The sequence below is a fragment of the Rhodococcus sp. ARP2 genome (genome assembly GCF_001029585.1).
Lineage (GTDB): Bacteria > Actinomycetota > Actinomycetes > Mycobacteriales > Mycobacteriaceae > Rhodococcus_F > Rhodococcus_F erythropolis.
On record NZ_LEKE01000044.1, the window covers coordinates 1 to 17,685 of the forward strand.

General features: G+C 63.7%; 13 protein-coding genes. 11 read left to right on the forward strand and 2 right to left on the reverse strand.

The annotated features are described in order from the left end of the window. On the forward strand, positions 1-380 hold a 380-nt coding region (locus tag ABX74_RS09695), incomplete at its 5' end, for an HAD family hydrolase (protein WP_047888747.1). Between the two features lie 37 nt (positions 381-417). On the opposite strand, the gene ABX74_RS09700 is transcribed toward ABX74_RS09695, so the two are convergent. Beyond that, entirely contained in the window at positions 418-2,415 is a 1,998-nt protein-coding gene (locus ABX74_RS09700) for an N-acetylmuramoyl-L-alanine amidase (protein WP_029254203.1), read from the reverse strand. Between the two features lie 331 nt (positions 2,416-2,746). Between ABX74_RS09700 and ABX74_RS09705 the strand changes: the two genes are divergently transcribed. Next, positions 2,747-4,309 carry a SpoIID/LytB domain-containing protein gene (locus ABX74_RS09705; RefSeq protein WP_047888748.1) on the forward strand — a complete coding sequence of 521 codons (1,563 nt, stop codon included), beginning with the start codon at positions 2,747-2,749 and terminating at the stop codon, positions 4,307-4,309. Between the two features lie 102 nt (positions 4,310-4,411). Here the strand turns inward: ABX74_RS09705 and ABX74_RS09710 are convergent, their stop codons facing one another. Continuing rightward, entirely contained in the window at positions 4,412-5,905 is a 1,494-nt protein-coding gene (locus ABX74_RS09710) for a PucR family transcriptional regulator (RefSeq protein ID WP_019746400.1), read from the reverse strand. A 171-nt stretch (positions 5,906-6,076) separates the two neighbouring features. On the opposite strand from ABX74_RS09710, the gene ABX74_RS09715 reads away from it, so the two are divergent. The 9 genes from ABX74_RS09715 (at position 6,077) to zomB (ending at position 17,465) form a co-directional block, all read left to right on the forward strand. Beyond that, entirely contained in the window at positions 6,077-7,498 is a 1,422-nt protein-coding gene (locus tag ABX74_RS09715; RefSeq protein WP_019746401.1) for an amino acid permease, read from the forward strand. A 90-nt stretch (positions 7,499-7,588) separates the two neighbouring features. Then, entirely contained in the window at positions 7,589-8,770 is a 1,182-nt protein-coding gene (locus ABX74_RS09720) for a thiolase family protein (RefSeq protein WP_007731825.1), read from the forward strand. Between the two features lie 2 nt (positions 8,771-8,772). Beyond that, positions 8,773-9,924, forward strand: a complete 1,152-nt coding sequence (locus ABX74_RS09725) for an acyl-CoA dehydrogenase family protein (protein ID WP_007731824.1) — start codon at positions 8,773-8,775, stop codon at positions 9,922-9,924. Positions 9,925-10,034: 110 nt separating this feature from the next. After that, the gene (locus ABX74_RS09730; protein WP_047888749.1) at positions 10,035-10,958 is read left to right on the forward strand and encodes an MBL fold metallo-hydrolase; all 924 of its coding nucleotides are present in this window, start codon (positions 10,035-10,037) and stop codon (positions 10,956-10,958) included. 69 nt (positions 10,959-11,027) lie between these two features. After that, positions 11,028-12,242 carry a UDP-galactopyranose mutase gene (glf, locus tag ABX74_RS09735; protein WP_024488040.1) on the forward strand — a complete coding sequence of 405 codons (1,215 nt, stop codon included), beginning with the start codon at positions 11,028-11,030 and terminating at the stop codon, positions 12,240-12,242. Continuing rightward, positions 12,239-14,152: a glycosyltransferase gene (locus tag ABX74_RS09740; protein WP_047888750.1), complete on the forward strand. Its 1,914-nt coding sequence runs from the start codon at positions 12,239-12,241 to the stop codon at positions 14,150-14,152. Before glf ends, ABX74_RS09740 begins: the two co-directional genes overlap by 4 nt. After that, positions 14,133-14,666 carry a phosphatase PAP2 family protein gene (locus ABX74_RS09745; RefSeq protein ID WP_003943893.1) on the forward strand — a complete coding sequence of 178 codons (534 nt, stop codon included), beginning with the start codon at positions 14,133-14,135 and terminating at the stop codon, positions 14,664-14,666. The genes ABX74_RS09740 and ABX74_RS09745 overlap by 20 nt, the downstream gene beginning before the upstream one ends. Then, positions 14,663-15,568, forward strand: a complete 906-nt coding sequence (locus ABX74_RS09750; protein ID WP_003943808.1) for a decaprenyl-phosphate phosphoribosyltransferase — start codon at positions 14,663-14,665, stop codon at positions 15,566-15,568. Before ABX74_RS09745 ends, ABX74_RS09750 begins: the two co-directional genes overlap by 4 nt. Next, positions 15,546-17,465, forward strand: coding sequence for a flagellar motor control protein ZomB (gene zomB / locus ABX74_RS09755; RefSeq protein WP_047888751.1), 1,920 nt, complete (start codon positions 15,546-15,548; stop codon positions 17,463-17,465). The genes ABX74_RS09750 and zomB overlap by 23 nt, the downstream gene beginning before the upstream one ends. Positions 17,466-17,685: the final 220 nt, after the last annotated feature.

A 17,685-nucleotide genomic window follows, 5' to 3' on the forward strand; every position in this document is an offset into this window, starting at 1 on the left:
AAGTGCTTGCGGCACCTGCCGTCAAACTCCTGATTCGCCGTCCAGGCATGACCAGCACGGCGATGTACGACACGCTCGCCCCGCACGTCGGTGCGCTCGCCGACATGACGTACTCCACCGAGAACGGACTGATCGAACTCTCGGCGCCGGGAATCACGAAGGCGTCCGGCCTGGTTGCCGCCGCTGAAAGGTTCGGCTTCGACCTGTCGGGTCTGGTTGCCTTCGGGGACATGCCCAACGACATCCCGATGCTGGGGATGGCTCGACTCGGCGTTGCCATGGGCAACGCTCACCCCGAAGCCAAAGCCGCAGCCGACGAGGTCACCGACACCAATTCGGCGCACGGGGTCGCAAAAGTCCTCGAGCGCTGGTGGTCGTAGAACCCACCAGCGCCCGAGGACGTGTACTGCTCGAGTGTCAGCCGACAGGCGCGCTGTTGGCCATTTCCTGGGCAAAGGTCTCGTTGTAGGTCTTGAGGACCTTCGTGACCATGCCGGTGATCTGGTTGAAGATCAGCGAACCGTTCTCGAAGTCGCTGCGCAGGCCGTCCGGGATCGAGTATTCGTCCGAGATCGGCAATCCGAGTTCACCCGCGTCGGAACCGAAGCTCTGCCACGACTTGAAGATCTCGCCGAGCACGGTGAACACTCCGCCGTTGGGTGAGGTGTAGACAGCGCCGTTCTGGAACAACGCACCCTGGTTGCCGAGCTTCGCCTGCAGGATTCCGGACAGCGCCTGGCCGAGGCGTCCGAGGTCACCACCTTCGGCGATCCACTTCTGCGCGAGCGGCGAATTGTCGGTGATCTTCAGAATCTGGGTGACCAGATCCGGGATCGACGATCCGGTGCCACCGGTGACCGTGTCGACCGGAGTGGTCGGCTTGGGCGCAGGCGTCGACGGATTGGAGGGGTTCGACGGGTTCAACGATCCGCCGATATTCGCGGCCGCGATGTTCCGGATGTCGTTCATGTGTGCGTATGCGGCATCACCAGGGCAAGCCGTGTTTCCGACGTCGCGGTGGGCGAAGATGATCGGCAGATCCACTGCTGCGCCCTGCGGGTACGGCGTGAACTCCGTGCCCTCGGAGTACATCGTCGTTCGGCCCTTCGGGTCGAGGCCGGCCAGGCCGAGCTTCCAACCGAGGAACTTGCCGACGGCGTTGAGCGTCGCCTGCGAAGGCTCGACGGTGGAGTAGTCACCCATCATCGCGATACCGGTGGTGTTCTCGTTGAAGCCGCCGGCGTGCGCGCCCTGAACTGCCTTGTCGAGTCCGCCTGCGCGGCCTTCGAAGGTCTGACCGTACTTGTCGACGAGGACGTTGTATCCGACGTCGCACCAGCCGAGAGTGCGTGCGTGGTAGGCGTAGATCGAGCGGACGATGCCGGCCGATTCTTCCTTGGTGTAGTTGTTGCTGCCCGCGGTGTGGTGGACAGTTGCTCCACCGGTGAAGTCGTCGTACGTGGGGGAGTCGCAGCGAAGTGACTCGTCTGCTCCCCACTGTGCGCGGGTGATGACGGAGGGTCCACTGCCGCCGAGCGGTGCCGCGACTGCCTGCAGATTGCTGTCCGCGTCGCTGGTACCCGGATCGATCAACACTGCGGTAACGGCATCTGCTGCCGTCGTCGCCTGGCGAAGCGGCTTGGACACGGAAGCCGGGGTGTACCCGAGTTCGCCGGTGGCTGCGGGTGCTTCCGCAGGCACAGGTGCTTCGGCCGGTGCTTCGGCAGGAACAGGCGCTTCAGCAGGTGCGGGTGCGGCTTCCGGAGCCGGCACAGCTTCGGCCGCGGGGGCAGCGACACCCTGCGGGGTGAGGATCTGGATGGACTTGGTGGCGCCGACGAAGACAGGTTCGGTGGCGGTACCGGCGTTGGTGGCCTGATCCGAACTGGCGGAGTCGATGGCGTCAGGGGTGAACCACGGACCCCAGGTGCCGTCCTCGGCCAGGGCGCGGACCTTGGACTGCGCCGAGGCGAGCGTGTCCGAGGTCAACGCGACCATGCTGAACGGAGTGTCGCGGGTGACTTCCTTGACCACGGCACCTGGCTCTTCCTCGGAAGGGACCGGAGCGGTTTCGGTCGGAGCACCGGGAGCAGCGGGTGCCGGGAAGAGCTCGGTCGGCAACGTGATCCCTGGAGGTAGCGGGATTTCGGTCGGGAGCTTGAGGTTTCTGAGATCGCCCAGGTTGATGTCGGGGAGATCGAGACCGGTCAGCTCCTTGACCGGAATGATGATGTCGGGCACCGACGCGAGGAGCACCTCTGCGATCTGGGTCGGCACTGCTACTGACGTCGTTTCGTTCGCGGAACGTACATCGGACGTAGTGCTCGTGAAGCCGTAGACCGCAAAAGGACTTGCGACAGCCACTGCGGCTACAGCCCCGAGTACGAGCGAGGGCTTCGGTCGACGGTGTGGCAAGGGATTACTCCTCGGTTGTAGTTACTTGCGAGCGAACTTCAGGGCCGATGACGGCCGTGAACGGAATCCTTCAAAACCGGATCCGAGCAGGTCGGATGCCATGTTCTGGGGTTGAACTCCAGTTTTCGGACGCGTACGTCTGCAACTCGTGATGCTGATGTGACTCGTGTGACTGGTGTTGCTAACTCCAAACACTCTTGCCACACTAGTCACAAAAGTCCATAACGCTCAACCTTAGGGTGAGACTTTAGTTAAATCGTTGTGGACTGGCCTGCGCGCGAAGTACCGACTTCGCGGACTCGTGAGGCCGGTAGCGATGAGGAGAGCATTGATGGCGAGAAGCGGAAGAAGCGGAACTGCAGGTAAGAAGCCTGTGTCCGGTCGCGCAGGTCGCTTTCTGGTGGGCGGACCCGGGAGGCGAACCTCGCTGATGCGGGTCTCGGTCCTCGGTCTCGTTCCGGCTCTTGCGCTCGGCGTCGCGATCGGAGGTTTCACGCAAATCCGCGCTGACGAGCCATCGATCCTGCACGCCGTCGCCGCCGATACACAATTCACGCTCTCCGGTCATGGCAACGGACACGGCCGCGGAATGGGGCAGTGGGGCGCTTACGGCTACGCCAAGAACGACGGCTGGTCCGGCGAGCGAATCCTCAGTCACTACTACGGCGGAACCGTCCTGGACTCCTTGCCGCCCGCCCAGATGAGTGTGCGGCTCACAGCCCAGGACAACTCGACGCTCGACGTCTACTCCAACGCCGGCCTCGTGGTCAACGGTCAGCGCACCGCGCCGGGCGAGGCTGCCCATCTCACTGCACTGCCCGGTGGCGGTGCGCAGGTGGTTGTCACCAGCGGGTGTGGTGGCGGGGTTGTCTGGGAAGCGGTCACCGAGCATCCGTGGGTGGATCCTGTGGATCTCAGTCCCGATCGACCCGCCGACCAGTTCCTGAAGCTGTGCAACAACGACGCGCCCTATCGCGGCGCCCTCGGCGTAGTGCTCGACAACGGCTCGGCTCGGACGGTCAATCTCCTCGACATGGAGGACTACCTGCTCGGCGTGGTGCCGGTCGAGGCGAAAGCCGAATGGGCCGATTCCGGTGGGGCCGAAGCACTACGGGCGCAAGCCGTGGCGGCGCGCTCGTACGCTGCGACCGAGCATCGCAGCTCGTACGCCGACACGTGCGACACTCAGGACTGCCAGGTCTACGGCGGAGCTGGCAAGGAAGATCCCCGGACCACTGAAGCCGTTCGGTCCACCGCCGGCGCCGTTCTGTCGCGTGACGGCAAGATTGTTGCCACCGAATTCTCTTCGTCCACAGGAGGTTACAGCTCCGGCGGTGAATTCCCGGCCGTCGAGGATCTCGGTGACGCCCTTTCGCCCAATCACGACTGGACAGTGAATCTGACCGCGGGTGAGATTGCGGACGCCTTCGATGTGGGCGAGCTGCAATCGCTCAAGATTCTCTCGCGCAACGGATTCGGTACCGACGGCGGGCGAGTGACGGCAGTCGAGGTGGTCGGAACAGATGCAACTGTTGGCGCCACCGGAATGCAGTTCCGTCAGAAACTCGGCCTGAAATCGGACTGGTTTACCGTCGGCGACGGCGCTGGTGTGGTAGTGGCACCGGATTCGGAATCGACAGTGCCGGAATCCAATTCGCCATCCGGCGATCCATCGGGTACGGTTACGGAGACGCAGATCGAGAAGAAGTATCGGGAGCTCGGCGGTGAAAGCGGCTCTCTCGGTGCTCCTGCCGGCCCGGAGATGCAGTTGCCCTCCGAAGCAGGCACTTTCCGTGTCTACGAAAACGGAACCATCATCTGGACAAAGGTTTTGGGTGCGCAGGTAGTAGATGCCAACGTGCTCCGCGAGTGGATACCGACGGGCGGAAGCTAGGGGAAGGTCGGTCGGTAGCGACTCGCACGTATCGACTCTGAAGGGTCTCTGCCGTAACCCGGCGGAGGCCCTTCAGGTCGTTCAGGGCTCATTGGTTGTCGGTCAGATGGTCGGAGCGTCGCCGAGCAAGCGGTACTCGAGCCACAACTCCGCACGTTCCGTGGGGGAGCCGAGGTCCAGTTGGAGAAGGCTCTCGATCCGAGCGAGTCTGCTGCGCAACGTATGCCGATGAATATTCAGCGCTGTGGCTGCGGCGTCGCCCACACCGTTGTGTGCCAACCACATGGCCAAGGTTCGGTAGAGATCGCTACCGCCCTTCGCTTCCAGAAGCGGGCGCAAGTGTGCCGCCGCGAATGCGGTCGAGCGATCCTGATCGAGAAACGCGGACAATCCGCTCTCCGAGAGTTCGGCGAACCGCATCGAAGGCAGGTTGCGGGCGCCGGCCTCGGCTGCTGCCTGCGCGGCTTGGCGTCTGGCGCGCGAGAGATCGTCCCACCACAGCATGTCCGACACGCCGACGGTTACGTCGATTTCGTTGACACGGGCGAGGATTCGCCCGCTGTCGGTAGCCGAGACGACGGCGATCAACGCTCCGTCGGTGATGCCGAACGCCAGATCGCGGCTGAGGCCGTCGAGCAGTGAGACGGACACGCTCTCGAGCAGGCCACTCGGGCCCGCTACGTGGAAGACCTGGAAAGGTTCGACCGGAAATCCTCCCCACAGTTCCCCGGAGATGTTGCGGGCGAGCGCATTCTGTCCTTCGAACAGCTGATGCATCGCCACGGTACGCAAGTGGTTCATCGTCAACTGCGCATCTCGGGTTCGAGCCGTCATCAACGTGAGCAGAGACGCGGCGGCGATGACGATGCCCTGATTCAGAGAGCCGACGGCGCCGGGGCAGCCGGCGACGAGATACCCCATCAGCTTTCCCCTCGACGTCATCAAAGGGTGCGAGATGACGTCCTCGTTCTCACTCGTGAGGAAACTGACTTCCATCGGGCGGGCGTCGCGCTCGGGAGCCGTTCGCTCGATTCCTGCGGCAGCAGCGGTGTGTGAGATCTCGACGGTATGGCCGGCCGAGTCCAGCAGGGCCGCCCATCCGCCGATCAATTCCGCCACCCGTCGTACGACTGCCCGGGTGCCGTTGACCGTCACTGCAGCTTGAAGCAGTCGCCGCAGGCTCTGGTAGTTGCTGCGCAGCGCTTTCATGTCGTCGTCGGATTGCGCCTTCGACACCGCTTTGGTCAGGGCGATGAAAGGTGTTCGCAATGGGACGTCGAGTAGGGGCACACTGAAACGGGTGGCCGCATCCACCAGAGTCTGCGGCGCCTGCTCGTATCCGAGGCCGGTTCCGAAACCGATTCCGGCAATTCCGGCCGCCACCAGGGTGCGTACGAAACGGGTCGTTTCCGCGGCCGTCGTCGGTAGCGACACTCCAGTGATGAGTAGTAGTTCGCCGCCGTCGAGGAAGGGCGTCGGGTCGGGAAGTTCGGAGACATGTGCCCAGGTCAGGGTGCGATCGAGCTGATCGTGCCCCGCCAGGACGCGAAGGCCGAACTGTTCGGTCGCACAAAGCTGGCGGAGCGTGATGGGCATGGGTCCAGTCTGACACCTCGGACTCGCCACTTTGTAGTGCCTGCGGTCACGTTTGTACAAAGTGGAGCCTGACGCGAGCTTGCCGAAGGTCCGACACTGGCGCTATCGAAAATGCGCTCCAGAAGAGCGTCACCGAGATCCACCCTCCCGAACAGCCCACAAGGAGTACTGATGTCCAGTACAGACCAGCCGGCACTTCAGCACACGCTGAAGAAGCGGCATCTGTCGATGATTGCGATCGCGGGCGTCATCGGCGCCGGACTGTTCGTCGGCTCCGGTGTGGCGATCCAGGAGACGGGACCGGGTGTCCTGGTTTCCTACGCGTTGGCCGGCGTAGTCGTCATCCTCGTGATGCGCATGCTCGGCGAGATGTCGGCAGCGTCGCCGGAAACCGGCTCGTTCTCGTCGTACGCCGACAAGGCCATCGGCCGCTGGGCGGGCTTCTCGATCGGCTGGCTGTACGCGTGGTTCTGGATCATCGTGCTGGGCATCGAGGCCACCGCCGGTGCCCTCATCATGAATCGTTGGGTTCCCGGCGTTCCCCAGTGGACCTGGGCTCTGATTCTGATGATCGTGCTGACGCTGACCAACATCATCTCGGTCAAGTCGTTCGGCGAGTTCGAGTTCTGGTTCGCTTCCATCAAGGTCGTCGCCATCATCGCGTTCCTCGGCATGGGCATCGTGGCGATCTGCGGATGGATGCCCGGCGTCGAAGCACCGGGAATGACCAACCTGACCGGTCACGGCGGTTTCCTGCCGAACGGAACAGGAGCCATGCTCGCCGCAGTCCTTGTGGTCGTGTTCTCGTTCTTCGGCGCTGAAATCGCCACCATCGCCGCCGGTGAATCGGCCAACCCGCTCGAAGCTGTTCGCGCTGCCGTCAAGTCCGTCGTCTGGCGAATTCTCATCTTCTACATCGGCTCGATCGCGGTGGTCGTCACCCTGCTTCCCTGGGATAGCGCATCGGTCGCGCTCAGCCCGTACGTCGCCGTCATGGACTCCTACGGCATTCCGGCCGCGGGCAACATCATGGACGTCGTCGTCCTCACGTCGGTTCTGTCCTGCCTCAACTCCGGTCTCTACACCGCGAGCCGCATGATCTTCTCTCTCGCCGGCCGCGGCGACGCCCCCAAGTCGCTCTCACGTATCGAGAAGACCGGCGTCCCGATGCGCGCTGTCCTGGTCTCGACGATCGTCGGCTTCCTGACCGTCGGCATGAACTACCTCTCCCCGGACAAGGTCTTCCTGTTCCTGGTCAACTCCTCCGGTGCGATCGCTCTGTTCGTCTGGCTCGTCATCTCGGTGTCCCAGCTGCGCACCCGCCGCAAGCTCGAAGCTTCGGGCCAGGAGCTGGAACTCAAGATGTGGTTCTTCCCGTACCTGACCTACGCGACGATCGCCGCCATCATCGCGCTCTGCATCGGCATGCTCACCCTGGACTCGACGCGCAGTCAGATGATCGTGTCCCTGGGGCTCGCAGCGATCCTCGTGGGCATCGGGCTCTACCGATACCGGAACCACAAAGAGACCGAGGACGCCGAAGGCGCCGACGCCGAGGTTGTACCCGTGTCCGAGAGCGCTCCCACACCCTGACACCAACGTCCCCATCTGCGAGATACTTAGATGTCCTAGTATCGGCCACGGACAGAGAAATCGACGTGAGCACAGCAGATGGGGACAATCATGACCACACCCGAACCGATCGTCATCGTCGACGGGGCCAGGACCCCCGTCGGTAGCTTCGGCGGCGTCTTCAAGGACGTACCCGCACACGAGCTGGGTGCCGCAGCAGCCAAGGCCGCGCTGAGCCGCGCCGGCGTTGCACCCGAAGACATCGACGAGGTCGTCATGGGCTGCATCGGCCAGGTCGGCCCCGACGCCTACAACGCACGCCGCGTGGGCATCGCCGCTGGACTGCCCGAGAACGTTCCCGCCTACACCGTCAACCGCCTCTGTGGCAGCGGCCTGCAGGCCGTGTGGTCTGCGGCGATGCAGATGCGCTGGGGCGCAGCTGCCATCACCCTCGCCGGCGGCGACGAGAGCATGTCTCGCATGCCGTTCTACGATTTCGCCGCCCGCTCGGGCTACAAGCTCGGCGATCGCAGCCTCGTCGACGGCACCGTCGCCATGCTCACCGACCCGTTCAGCAAGGCTCATATGGGCCGCACCGCCGAAGCCGTCGCCCGCAAGTACGGCGTCAGCCGCGAGCAGCAGGACGAGTTCGCCGTGGAATCTCAGCGCCGCGCTGCTACCGACGCAGCCAAGGCAGCATTCGCCGAGGAGATCACTCCCGTCGAGACCGGTGGTCGGCGCTCCGTCACCGTCACCGAAGACGAGCACCCCAAGCCCGGAACCACTGTCGAAACCCTCGCCAAGCTGCGCCCTGCATTCGAAGAGGGCGGATCCGTCACCGCCGGTAACGCGTCGGGCATCAACGACGGCGCCGGCGCACTCGTCCTCGCTACAGGAACCGAGGCAGCCAAGCGCGGCCTCACCGGACTGGTCACGCTCGAAACCGTCACGACGGCAGCCATGGAGCCCGGCCTGATGGGCTACGCTCCCGTGCTCGCTCTCGAAAAGCTTTTTGCGCAAACAGGATTGAAGCCGTCCGACATCGGCACCGCCGAGGTCAACGAGGCCTTTGCTTCGCAGGCCATCGCCGTCATCCGTGACAGTGGCCTGGATCCGGAGAAGACCAACCCGTACGGCGGAGCAATCGCCCTCGGACACCCGGTCGGTGCCACCGGAGCCATCCTCACGCTGCGCGCGGCACGCGACATGGTCCGTCGCGACCTCGAATTCGGCATCGTCACCATGTGCATCGGCGGCGGTCAGGCACTCGCTGCCCTGCTGAAGCGGGTCTGATCATGGCGACCAAGCGCAAGCCGTCGTGGCATGACGACGAGATCACCGCAGTAGCCGAACTGGCCCGTGGTTTCTTCGATCGTGAACTGATCGCCAAGCGTGAGCAGTGGGACGCTCAGCATCGCGTCGACCGGTCCGTGTGGCTCGAAGCCGGCAAGCTCGGCCTGCTGTGCTGCTCGATTCCCGAGGAATACGGCGGGGGCGGTGGAACTTTCGCGCACGATCTTGCAGTCTTCGAGGCGCAGGGCTACTGCGGGGACTATGCACTCGGGAACTCCGTGCACAGTGGCATCGTCGCCCACTACGTGCTCGAGTACGGAAGCGAAGAGCAGAAGAAGGCCTGGCTGCCAGGTATGGCGACGGGCGAGATCCTCGGCGCCATCGGAATGACCGAGCCGGGAACAGGTTCCGACCTCAAGGCCATCACCACGTCCGCGATCCGCGACGGTGACCACTACGTCGTGAACGGGTCGAAGACCTTCATCACCAACGGTGGCAGCGCAGACATGATCGTGCTTGCCGTCAAGACCGATCCCAAGGCGGGCGCCAAGGGTGTCTCGCTCCTGATCGTGGATCTGCGTGACTGCGAAGGCTTTGCGGTCGGCCGCGTCCTCGACAAAGTCGGTCAGCACGGCGCCGATACGTCGGAGCTGTCCTTCACCGATGTTCGCGTTCCCGTCTCGAACCTCCTCGGCGAGTCCGAGGGGCTCGGTTTCGGTCAGTTGATGGCGCAGCTGGTGCAGGAACGCCTCATCATCGGCGCACAGGCCATCGGCACCATCGAGCGTGCCGTCGAGGAGACCGTCGCGTACACCAAGGCGCGTCAAGCGTTCGGGCACAGCCTCTTCGAGTTCCAGAACACCGCCTTCGAGCTGGCCGAGTGCCAGACGATCGCACGCACCTGCCGTGTCTTCCTCGACAACTGCATCGAGGATCACCTCAATGGCGAGCTGGACGGCGCAGACGCCGCGATGGTCAAGTACTGGCTCACCGAACAGCAGTGCGCCGTCGTCGACCGGTGCGTGCAGCTCTACGGCGGATACGGCTACATGCGTGAATACCCGATCGCGCGCATGTACGAGGACTCCCGCGTCCAGAAGATCTACGCCGGCGCCAACGAAGTGATGAAGGGCATCATCGCGAAGAGTCTTTGATCACCGGCGTCGAAAACCATTGACACCGACCAGGCACCCACCGAGCATTTCGGTGGGTGCCTTTGTGTGTGCCTACAAGCGGTATCGAGCTGTTCGGAAGGCAATCACTGATGAGCTTCACCATCGACGTCGGATCGGCGCGCGTCACCCAACTGACGGAGCTGGCGCACTGGCCGTTTCCGCCGCGAGAGCTTTTTCCGCACGCGGGTGATGCGGAGATCGAGGACGCGTCGGCGCGGCTGACACCGGAGTTCTTCGACGCGGGTAGCGGTGACCTCGTACTTGCCATCCACACCTACCTGGTGGAAATCGGCGGCAAGGCCATCGTCGTCGACACCGGCAACGGGAACAGCAAGCACCGGCCGAACCTCCTGCCGCACCACATGTTCGGTACCGACTACCTCTCGCGCTTCGCCGACACCGGCGTCGACGTGGACTACGTCGATCTGGTGGTCAGCACACATCTGCACCCCGATCATTGTGGTTGGAACACCAACCTCGAGGCCGAAACCTGGCGGCCCACCTTTCCCCGCGCGACCTACATTTTCGACCGCACCGAACTGGCCGCGCTCGAACAACTCGCCGCCGACGGTCCACACGAAGGAGTGGTCTCGGATCTGGCGCAGACCTTCGAGGACAGCGTCCGTCCCGTTCTGGACGGGGCGAAGTGGGAGGCGGTCGACGACGGCCACGTCCTGGCCGAGTCCGAAGGCACACGCGTCGTCGTGCGCAGCGCGCCCGGCCACACGCCGGGCCATATCGTGATCGAGATCCGCACTGCCGACGGCGGCGCCGTCATCGCCGGCGACGTGATCCACCATCCGATCCAGTTTCTGTACCCGGACCTCAGCCAGGGCGGCGACGCGGATCCCGAGATCGCCAGGGTCACCCGCCGCGAACTTCTCGAACGCTGCGCGTCGGAGGGACTGCTTCTACTTCCCGCACACTTCCCCGTCGACGAACCGATCACCATCGAATTCGATTCGAGCGGTGCACCGAGTGCTTCCGGTCTGATCGGTCTTGCAACGTCCTGACTTGCCGCATCGTCCCTGGTGACGCATCCAACCCTCGGCGTCCGAACAGGTCCGATACCCTGGTTCATCGTGACCGCTGCAAATTCAGAGACCGCCCGTGCCCAGTACGACCTGATCGTCGTCGGCTCGGGATTCTTCGGGCTGACCATCGCCGAGCGTGCCGCTACCCAGCTGGGTAAGCGCGTGCTGGTGTTGGATCGCCGTCACCACCTGGGGGGGAACGCATACTCGGAGGCTGAGCCGGAGACCGGCATCGAGGTCCACAAGTACGGTGCCCACCTGTTCCACACCTCCAACAAGAAGGTCTGGGACTACGTCACCCAGTTCACGGAGTTCACGAACTACCAGCACCGCGTCTTCGCGCTGCACAAGGGACAGGCGTACCAGTTCCCGATGGGTCTCGGCCTCGTGTCGCAGTTCTTCGGTCGGTACTTCACGCCCGAAGAGGCGCGCGCCCTCATCGCCGAGCAGTCCAGCGAGATCGATTCGAAGGATGCCTCCAACCTCGAAGAGAAGGCGATCTCCCTGATCGGACGCCCGCTCTACGAAGCATTTGTGCGTGACTACACGGCAAAGCAGTGGCAGACCGACCCCACCGAGCTGCCCGCGGCGAACATCAGCCGCCTGCCGGTCCGCTACAACTTCGACAACCGCTACTTCAACGACACGTACGAGGGCCTGCCCGTCGACGGCTACACGGCGTGGCTCGAGAACATGGCAAAGGATCCGAAGATCGAGGTCCGTCTCGACACCGATTACTTCGACGTCCGCGACGAACTGCGCGCCGCGAGCCCCGACGCACCCGTCATCTACACGGGCCCGCTCGACCGCTACTTCGACTACTCCGAAGGTGCACTGGGATGGCGCACCCTCGATTTCGAGACCGAGGTTCTGCCCACCGGAGACTTCCAGGGCACCCCCGTCATGAACTACAACGACGCGGACGTCCCGTTCACCCGCATCCACGAGTTCCGTCACTTCCACCCGGAGCGCGAGTACCCGACCGACAAGACCGTCATCATGCGTGAGTTCTCACGTGCAGCGGAGGCGAAGGACGAGCCGTACTACCCGATCAACACGCCCGAGGATCGCGAGAAGCTCAGTGCGTACCGCTCACGCGCCAAGAAGGAGACCGCGGAGAACAAGGTCCTCTTCGGCGGGCGTCTCGGCACCTACCAGTACCTGGACATGCACATGGCGATCGCCAGCGCGCTGACGATGTTCGAGAACACCCTGCGCCCGCATCTCGAAACGGGTGCGGAATTGGCAGGGGAGAGCGAATGAACGCACGTCATCTACTCGAAGGCGAAGAAGTCGTCACCGGCGACGAGGTGACCTACCTCGGCAAGTCCCTGCTCTCCCGGATCATCCTTCCCCGCGCCGGCGAACCTCTCGACGTCCGCACGCTGTACTTGGAGGAAGCTTCGACCAACAGTCGTCGGGCTCACTCCACCTCGCGGACGTCCGTCGCGCTCGGCGCCGAGACCGAGGTCTCGTTCGCCACGTACTTCAACGCGTTCCCCGCCAGCTACTGGCGCCGTTGGTCCATCCTGAAATCGGTGGTCCTTCGACTCGAACTGTCCGGACACGGCCGCGTGGATGTCTACCGTTCCAAGGCGGACTCCTCGCGAATTCACGTGGAAGGCAAGGAATTTGCCGACGGTGATGCCGCGGTCGAGTTCGAGGTGGAACTGACGCCGTTCGAGGACGGTGGCTGGATCTGGTTCGACATCACCACCGATACGGCCGTAGTCGTCGAGAGCGGCGGCTGGTACGCGCCCGTCGAGGCGCCCGGCGAAGCGACTGTTGCCGTTGGTATTCCGACGTTCAATCGCCCGACCGACGCTGTCAAGGCGCTGGCTGCATTGTCCTCGGATCCTCTGGTGTCCGACGTGATCAAGGCCGTCATCATGCCGGACCAGGGCACCCGCAAGGTGCGTGACGAGCCCGGGTTCGCCGAAGCTGCTGCAGCACTTGGTGATCGGCTCGCCATTCACGATCAGGGCAACCTCGGCGGCTCCGGCGGATACAGCCGAATCATGTACGAGGCACTCAAGACCACGCAGTGCCAGCACATCCTGTTCATGGACGACGACATCGAGATCGAACCCGACTCGATCCTTCGCGCGCTTGCTTTCTCGCGCTTCGCGAAGTCGCCGATGCTGGTGGGTGGGCAGATGCTCAACCTGCAGGAACGCAGCCACCTTCATGTGATGGGTGAAGTGGTCAACCGCGGGATCTTCATGTGGTCTGCGGCGCCGAACGTCGAATACGACCACGACTTCTCCAAGAATTCGCTGCGAGATTCGAAACTGCTGCACCGTCGCATCGACGTCGACTTCAACGGCTGGTGGATGTGCATGATCCCGCGCCAGGTCGCGGAAGAGCTCAAGCAGCCGCTGCCACTGTTCATCAAGTGGGACGACTGCGAATACGGTTTGCGCGCAAAGGAAGCCGGATACCCGACCGTCACGCTGCCCGGTGCCGCGATCTGGCACATGGCGTGGAGCGACAAGGACGACGCCATCGACTGGCAGGCGTACTTCCACCTCCGTAACCGTCTGGTGGTGGCCGCGCTCCATATGCCGGGCAACGGCCGCGGCCTTGTGGTCAACACGGTGAAGGCGACTCTCAAGCACCTGCTGTGCCTCGAGTACTCCACCGTTGCGATCCAGAACAAGGCCATCGCGGACTTCCTTGCCGGACCGGAACACGTCGCGAACATGCTGCCCACCGCACTCGGTGAGGTCCATGCCCAGCGCAAGGAGTACCCCGACGCCGTCGTGGTGCCCTCGGCAACCGCACTACCGCTGCCCTCCGGCGCCGAGGTCGGGGACGTCAGCGCGCCGACCAACCCCGTCGCCAAGATCGTCCGCGTCGGCAAGGCCGTGGTACACAACCTCAAGCCTGCGCACCCTGAGCATCACGAGCGTCCTCAGCTCAACGTGCCGACCATCGACGCCAGGTGGTACCTGCTCTCGCAGGTCGACGGCGTCACAGTCACCACCGCCGACGGCCGCGGCGTCGTCTACCGCAAGCGCAACCCCAAGCAGGCACTCGAACTGCTCAAGGAAGCCATGCGTTTGCGCCGCGAACTCGCCGCGCGTTTCCCTGAACTCAAGAAGCAGTACCAGGACGCCGTTCCTTCACTGACCAGCACGGAAAGGTGGGAACGTGTCTTCGGCATCTCCTGAAGTACAGATTCTGGCCGGAATTCAATCGACCGTCGGGCAGCTGCCGGGAGCCGTCAAGGTCGCCCGCGGTATGTCTCACTTCGGTGAGCACTCCCTCGGGTGGATCGCGATCGCTGCCGTCGGAGCTGCTGTGGACAAGCCGCGTCGACGTGAATGGGCCGGAGCAGCCGTCGGAGCATTCGGTGCACACGCCGCCTCCGTGGTGATCAAACGAGTCGTCAGGCGCAAGCGACCTTCCGACCCTTCGGTGCAGGTCAACGTCTCGACACCGAGCAAGCTCAGCTTCCCGTCGTCACACGCGACGTCGACGACGGCGGCGGCTGTGCTGATCGGTCGACTCACCGGGCTACCCTTACCGGCGTTGCTGGTGCCCCCGATGATGCTCTCGCGTCTGGTCCTGGGAGTTCACTACCCGACCGACGTACTCGCCGGAGCGGCACTGGGAGCCGCATCCGCGGCGGTAGTTCGCCGGGTCGAAGAAGCCAGAGCCGAACAGAAATGTGGAGATAAATGAGCGAGGAACCGGCTACGGTCAGCGGACCCCCGAAGTCCCTGCCCGCCGGCATCGTCAAGGCACTTCGCCCACGTCAGTGGGTCAAGAACGTCCTTGTGCTGGCAGCGCCCATCGCGGCCGGAACCGCCACCGAAGCCGACGTGCTCCTGCCCGTCGCGCTGGCGTTCGTCGTGTTCTGCATGGCTGCATCGGGCATCTACCTCGTCAACGACGCGATGGATGTCGAAGCCGACCGTGCTCACCCCACGAAGCGATTCCGTCCCATCGCGGCCGGAGTTCTACCCGTCAACATCGCGTACGGCATGGCAGTCGTGCTGCTTGCCGGTGCGATCGGGCTGTCCTTCCTGGCCAACTGGCAACTCGCCGTGGTCATGGGCGTGTACATCGTCATTCAGCTCGCCTACTGCTTCGGTCTCAAGCATCAGGCCGTCATCGACATCTGCATCGTCTCGTCCGGCTTCCTGCTTCGAGCGATCGCCGGTGGCGTTGCCGCCGAGATCGATCTCTCGCAGTGGTTCCTGCTGATGATGGCGTTCGGCTCACTCTTCATGGCGGCAGGCAAGCGCTACGCCGAACTGCAGTTGGCCGAGAAGACCGGCGCGAAGATCCGTAAGTCCCTCGAGAGCTACACGATGACGTACCTGCGTTTCGTGTGGACGATGGCAGCGACGACGCTGGTCCTCTGCTACGGACTGTGGGCGTTCCAACAGGACGCCATCAAGGGCACCAACTGGTATGCCATCTCGATGGTGCCTTTCACCATCGCGGTGCTGCGATACGCGGTGGACGTCGACGGCGGCGAAGCCGGAGAGCCTGAGGAGATCGCGCTCGGTGACCGGGTGCTGCAACTCCTCGCGATTGCGTGGATCGGAGTAGTGGGTGTCGCTGTCTACCTCGTCTGAGCCACGCACCGAGGCCGACCCGCACGTCGACACTGCGGCGAATCGCACCACCCTCAGTCGAGGAGTTTTTCTCGGCGGGGTGGTGCTTGCTGCTGCCCTCATGTTCTGGGGGGCGTGGGAGCGTCGCTGGATCGCCGACGACGGACTCATCGTCTTGCGAACCGTCCGCAACCTGCTCGCGGGGAACGGCCCGGTCTTCAATGCGGGTGAGCGTGTCGAGGCGAACACGAGTACCGCGTGGACGTACATCGTCTACGCGTTCAGCTGGCTCACGCAGATCCGCCTCGAATACGTCGTTCTGACGATCGCGCTCGTGCTATCGACTGCTGCCGTCGTGCTGGCGATGCTCGGCACCGGTCGTCTGTACCGCGGCGTTCGGCCGTCGGCGGGCGGAACGATCCTGCTGGTACCGGCAGGTGTTCTCGTCTACATCGCGGTTCCGCCTGCGCGAGATTTCGCCACTTCCGGGCTCGAGACTTGCTTGGTGATCTTCTGGATCGCGCTCCTGTGGCTACTGCTCGTTCGGTGGGCGCAGGCGTCGACGCCGTCCACGGCGTCGATCCTGACTCTCTCGCTCGTGGCAGGCCTCGGACCATTGGTTCGACCCGAGATGGCAATTCCCGGTGCTGCCGCGTTGATGATGATCGTTCTCTCCGCAGGCCTGACCTGGAAGATTCGTGCACTGATCGTGGTCGTCGCCGGACTTGTGCCGGTGGGCTATCAGATCTGGCGAATGGGCTATTACGCCCTGCCGTACCCGAACACCGCGGTGTCGAAGGACGCCGGTGGCGCGAAGTGGGCGCAGGGTTTTGCGTACCTGTGGAACCTCGTCGGGCCGTACCTGCTCTGGCTGCCGCTGCTGTTCCTGCTCATCGGCGCGCTGCTGCTCGTGTGGCGAAGCCGAGCGGACGCACCTGCTACCGCCTCCGATCAACCCGCACGCTCGCTGTGGCAGCGCTTTCAGCAGTTTCTGCGCACGCCGCGGGCCGTCGTCACGTTCATCCTCGGCAGTGGGCTGATCCTCGGGATCTACTCTCTGCGCGTCGGCGGCGACTTCATGCACGGCCGCGTCCTGTTGCCGGTGTTGTTCTGCCTGCTCATCCCGGTCGCCGTCATTCCGCTGCGGGTTCCGGCGCGGGCAGCGTTCGGCAGTAACCGCGACACCGCGATCTTCGGAGTCTCGGCGGTGCTGTGGATCGGCACGATCATCTGGGCCTTCTTCGCTGCCAACACGACGGGCATGCCGGAAGGCTCCGTGGTGGGTCGCTCGGGAATCGTCGACGAGCGTGCGTTCTATGCACTCAACACCGGTCACAAGCACCCGATTCTTGCCGAGGACTACCTCGACTATCCGCGAATGCGTGCCATGGTGGAGACCATCGCGCGGACTCCGGAGGGTGGGCTGCTGTTGCCGTCGGCGAGCTACGACTCCTGGTTCGTCGTCCCACCGCCAGGGCCGCTCGAGGAGCCTGCCGAGCACGTCGTCTTCTTCCTCAACCTCGGAATGACGAGCATGAACGTGGGCCTCGACGTTCGGGTGCTCGATCAGATGGGGCTGGCGTACCCCCTGGCCGCACACACCGAGCGACTAGAGGACGGCCGGATCGGCCACGACAAGAACCTTTACCCGGACTGGGTGGTCGCGGATACCGGAATGATCGACGTTCGCCCCTGGCTGCCGTTCTTCCTCGACGAGGACTGGGTTGCCGACGCGAAGCTGGCCATCACGTGCCCGGAAACGCAGGAGCTGCTCACGTCGTATCGCTCCGAGCTGACCTGGGCCAGATTCAAACAGAACTTCCAGCAGGCTTTCGACTTCGCGAAGTACCGATTCGACCGGGTTCCGGCCTACGAATTGGAACGCTGCGGGCTCGTTCCGCCGGAGCCGTCGAAGTGATGTGATCAGCATCACCGACCGTTGAAGGTTTGAATATTTCGATTCAGTAACACCGAATCGATTGGCCACGATGTACTCGAAGACGATTCACCTAACCTGAATCACTCCCTAGGGGTGATGACGGCGTCGCCCGCGGACTGAGACGTAACGGTCTGTCTATTTGTCACAGCTGAACCTGTGACATAAAGTCCAGCGAGCGCAGTGTGACTTGGAAGAGGTC

Excerpts from the sequence above, each read along its gene's own strand:
- ABX74_RS09750 (WP_003943808.1), top strand. The coding sequence starts at position 14,663 with ATGAGCGAGGAACCGGCTACGGTCAGCGGACCCCCGAAGTCCCTGCCC.
- ABX74_RS09705 (WP_047888748.1), top strand. The coding sequence starts at position 2,747 with ATGGCGAGAAGCGGAAGAAGCGGAACTGCAGGTAAGAAGCCTGTGTCC.
- ABX74_RS09715 (WP_019746401.1), top strand. The coding sequence starts at position 6,077 with ATGTCCAGTACAGACCAGCCGGCACTTCAGCACACGCTGAAGAAGCGG.
- ABX74_RS09720 (WP_007731825.1), top strand. The coding sequence starts at position 7,589 with ATGACCACACCCGAACCGATCGTCATCGTCGACGGGGCCAGGACCCCC.
- ABX74_RS09725 (WP_007731824.1), top strand. The coding sequence starts at position 8,773 with ATGGCGACCAAGCGCAAGCCGTCGTGGCATGACGACGAGATCACCGCA.
- ABX74_RS09730 (WP_047888749.1), top strand. The coding sequence starts at position 10,035 with ATGAGCTTCACCATCGACGTCGGATCGGCGCGCGTCACCCAACTGACG.
- ABX74_RS09740 (WP_047888750.1), top strand. The coding sequence starts at position 12,239 with ATGAACGCACGTCATCTACTCGAAGGCGAAGAAGTCGTCACCGGCGAC.
- ABX74_RS09710 (WP_019746400.1), bottom strand. The coding sequence starts at position 5,905 with ATGCCCATCACGCTCCGCCAGCTTTGTGCGACCGAACAGTTCGGCCTT.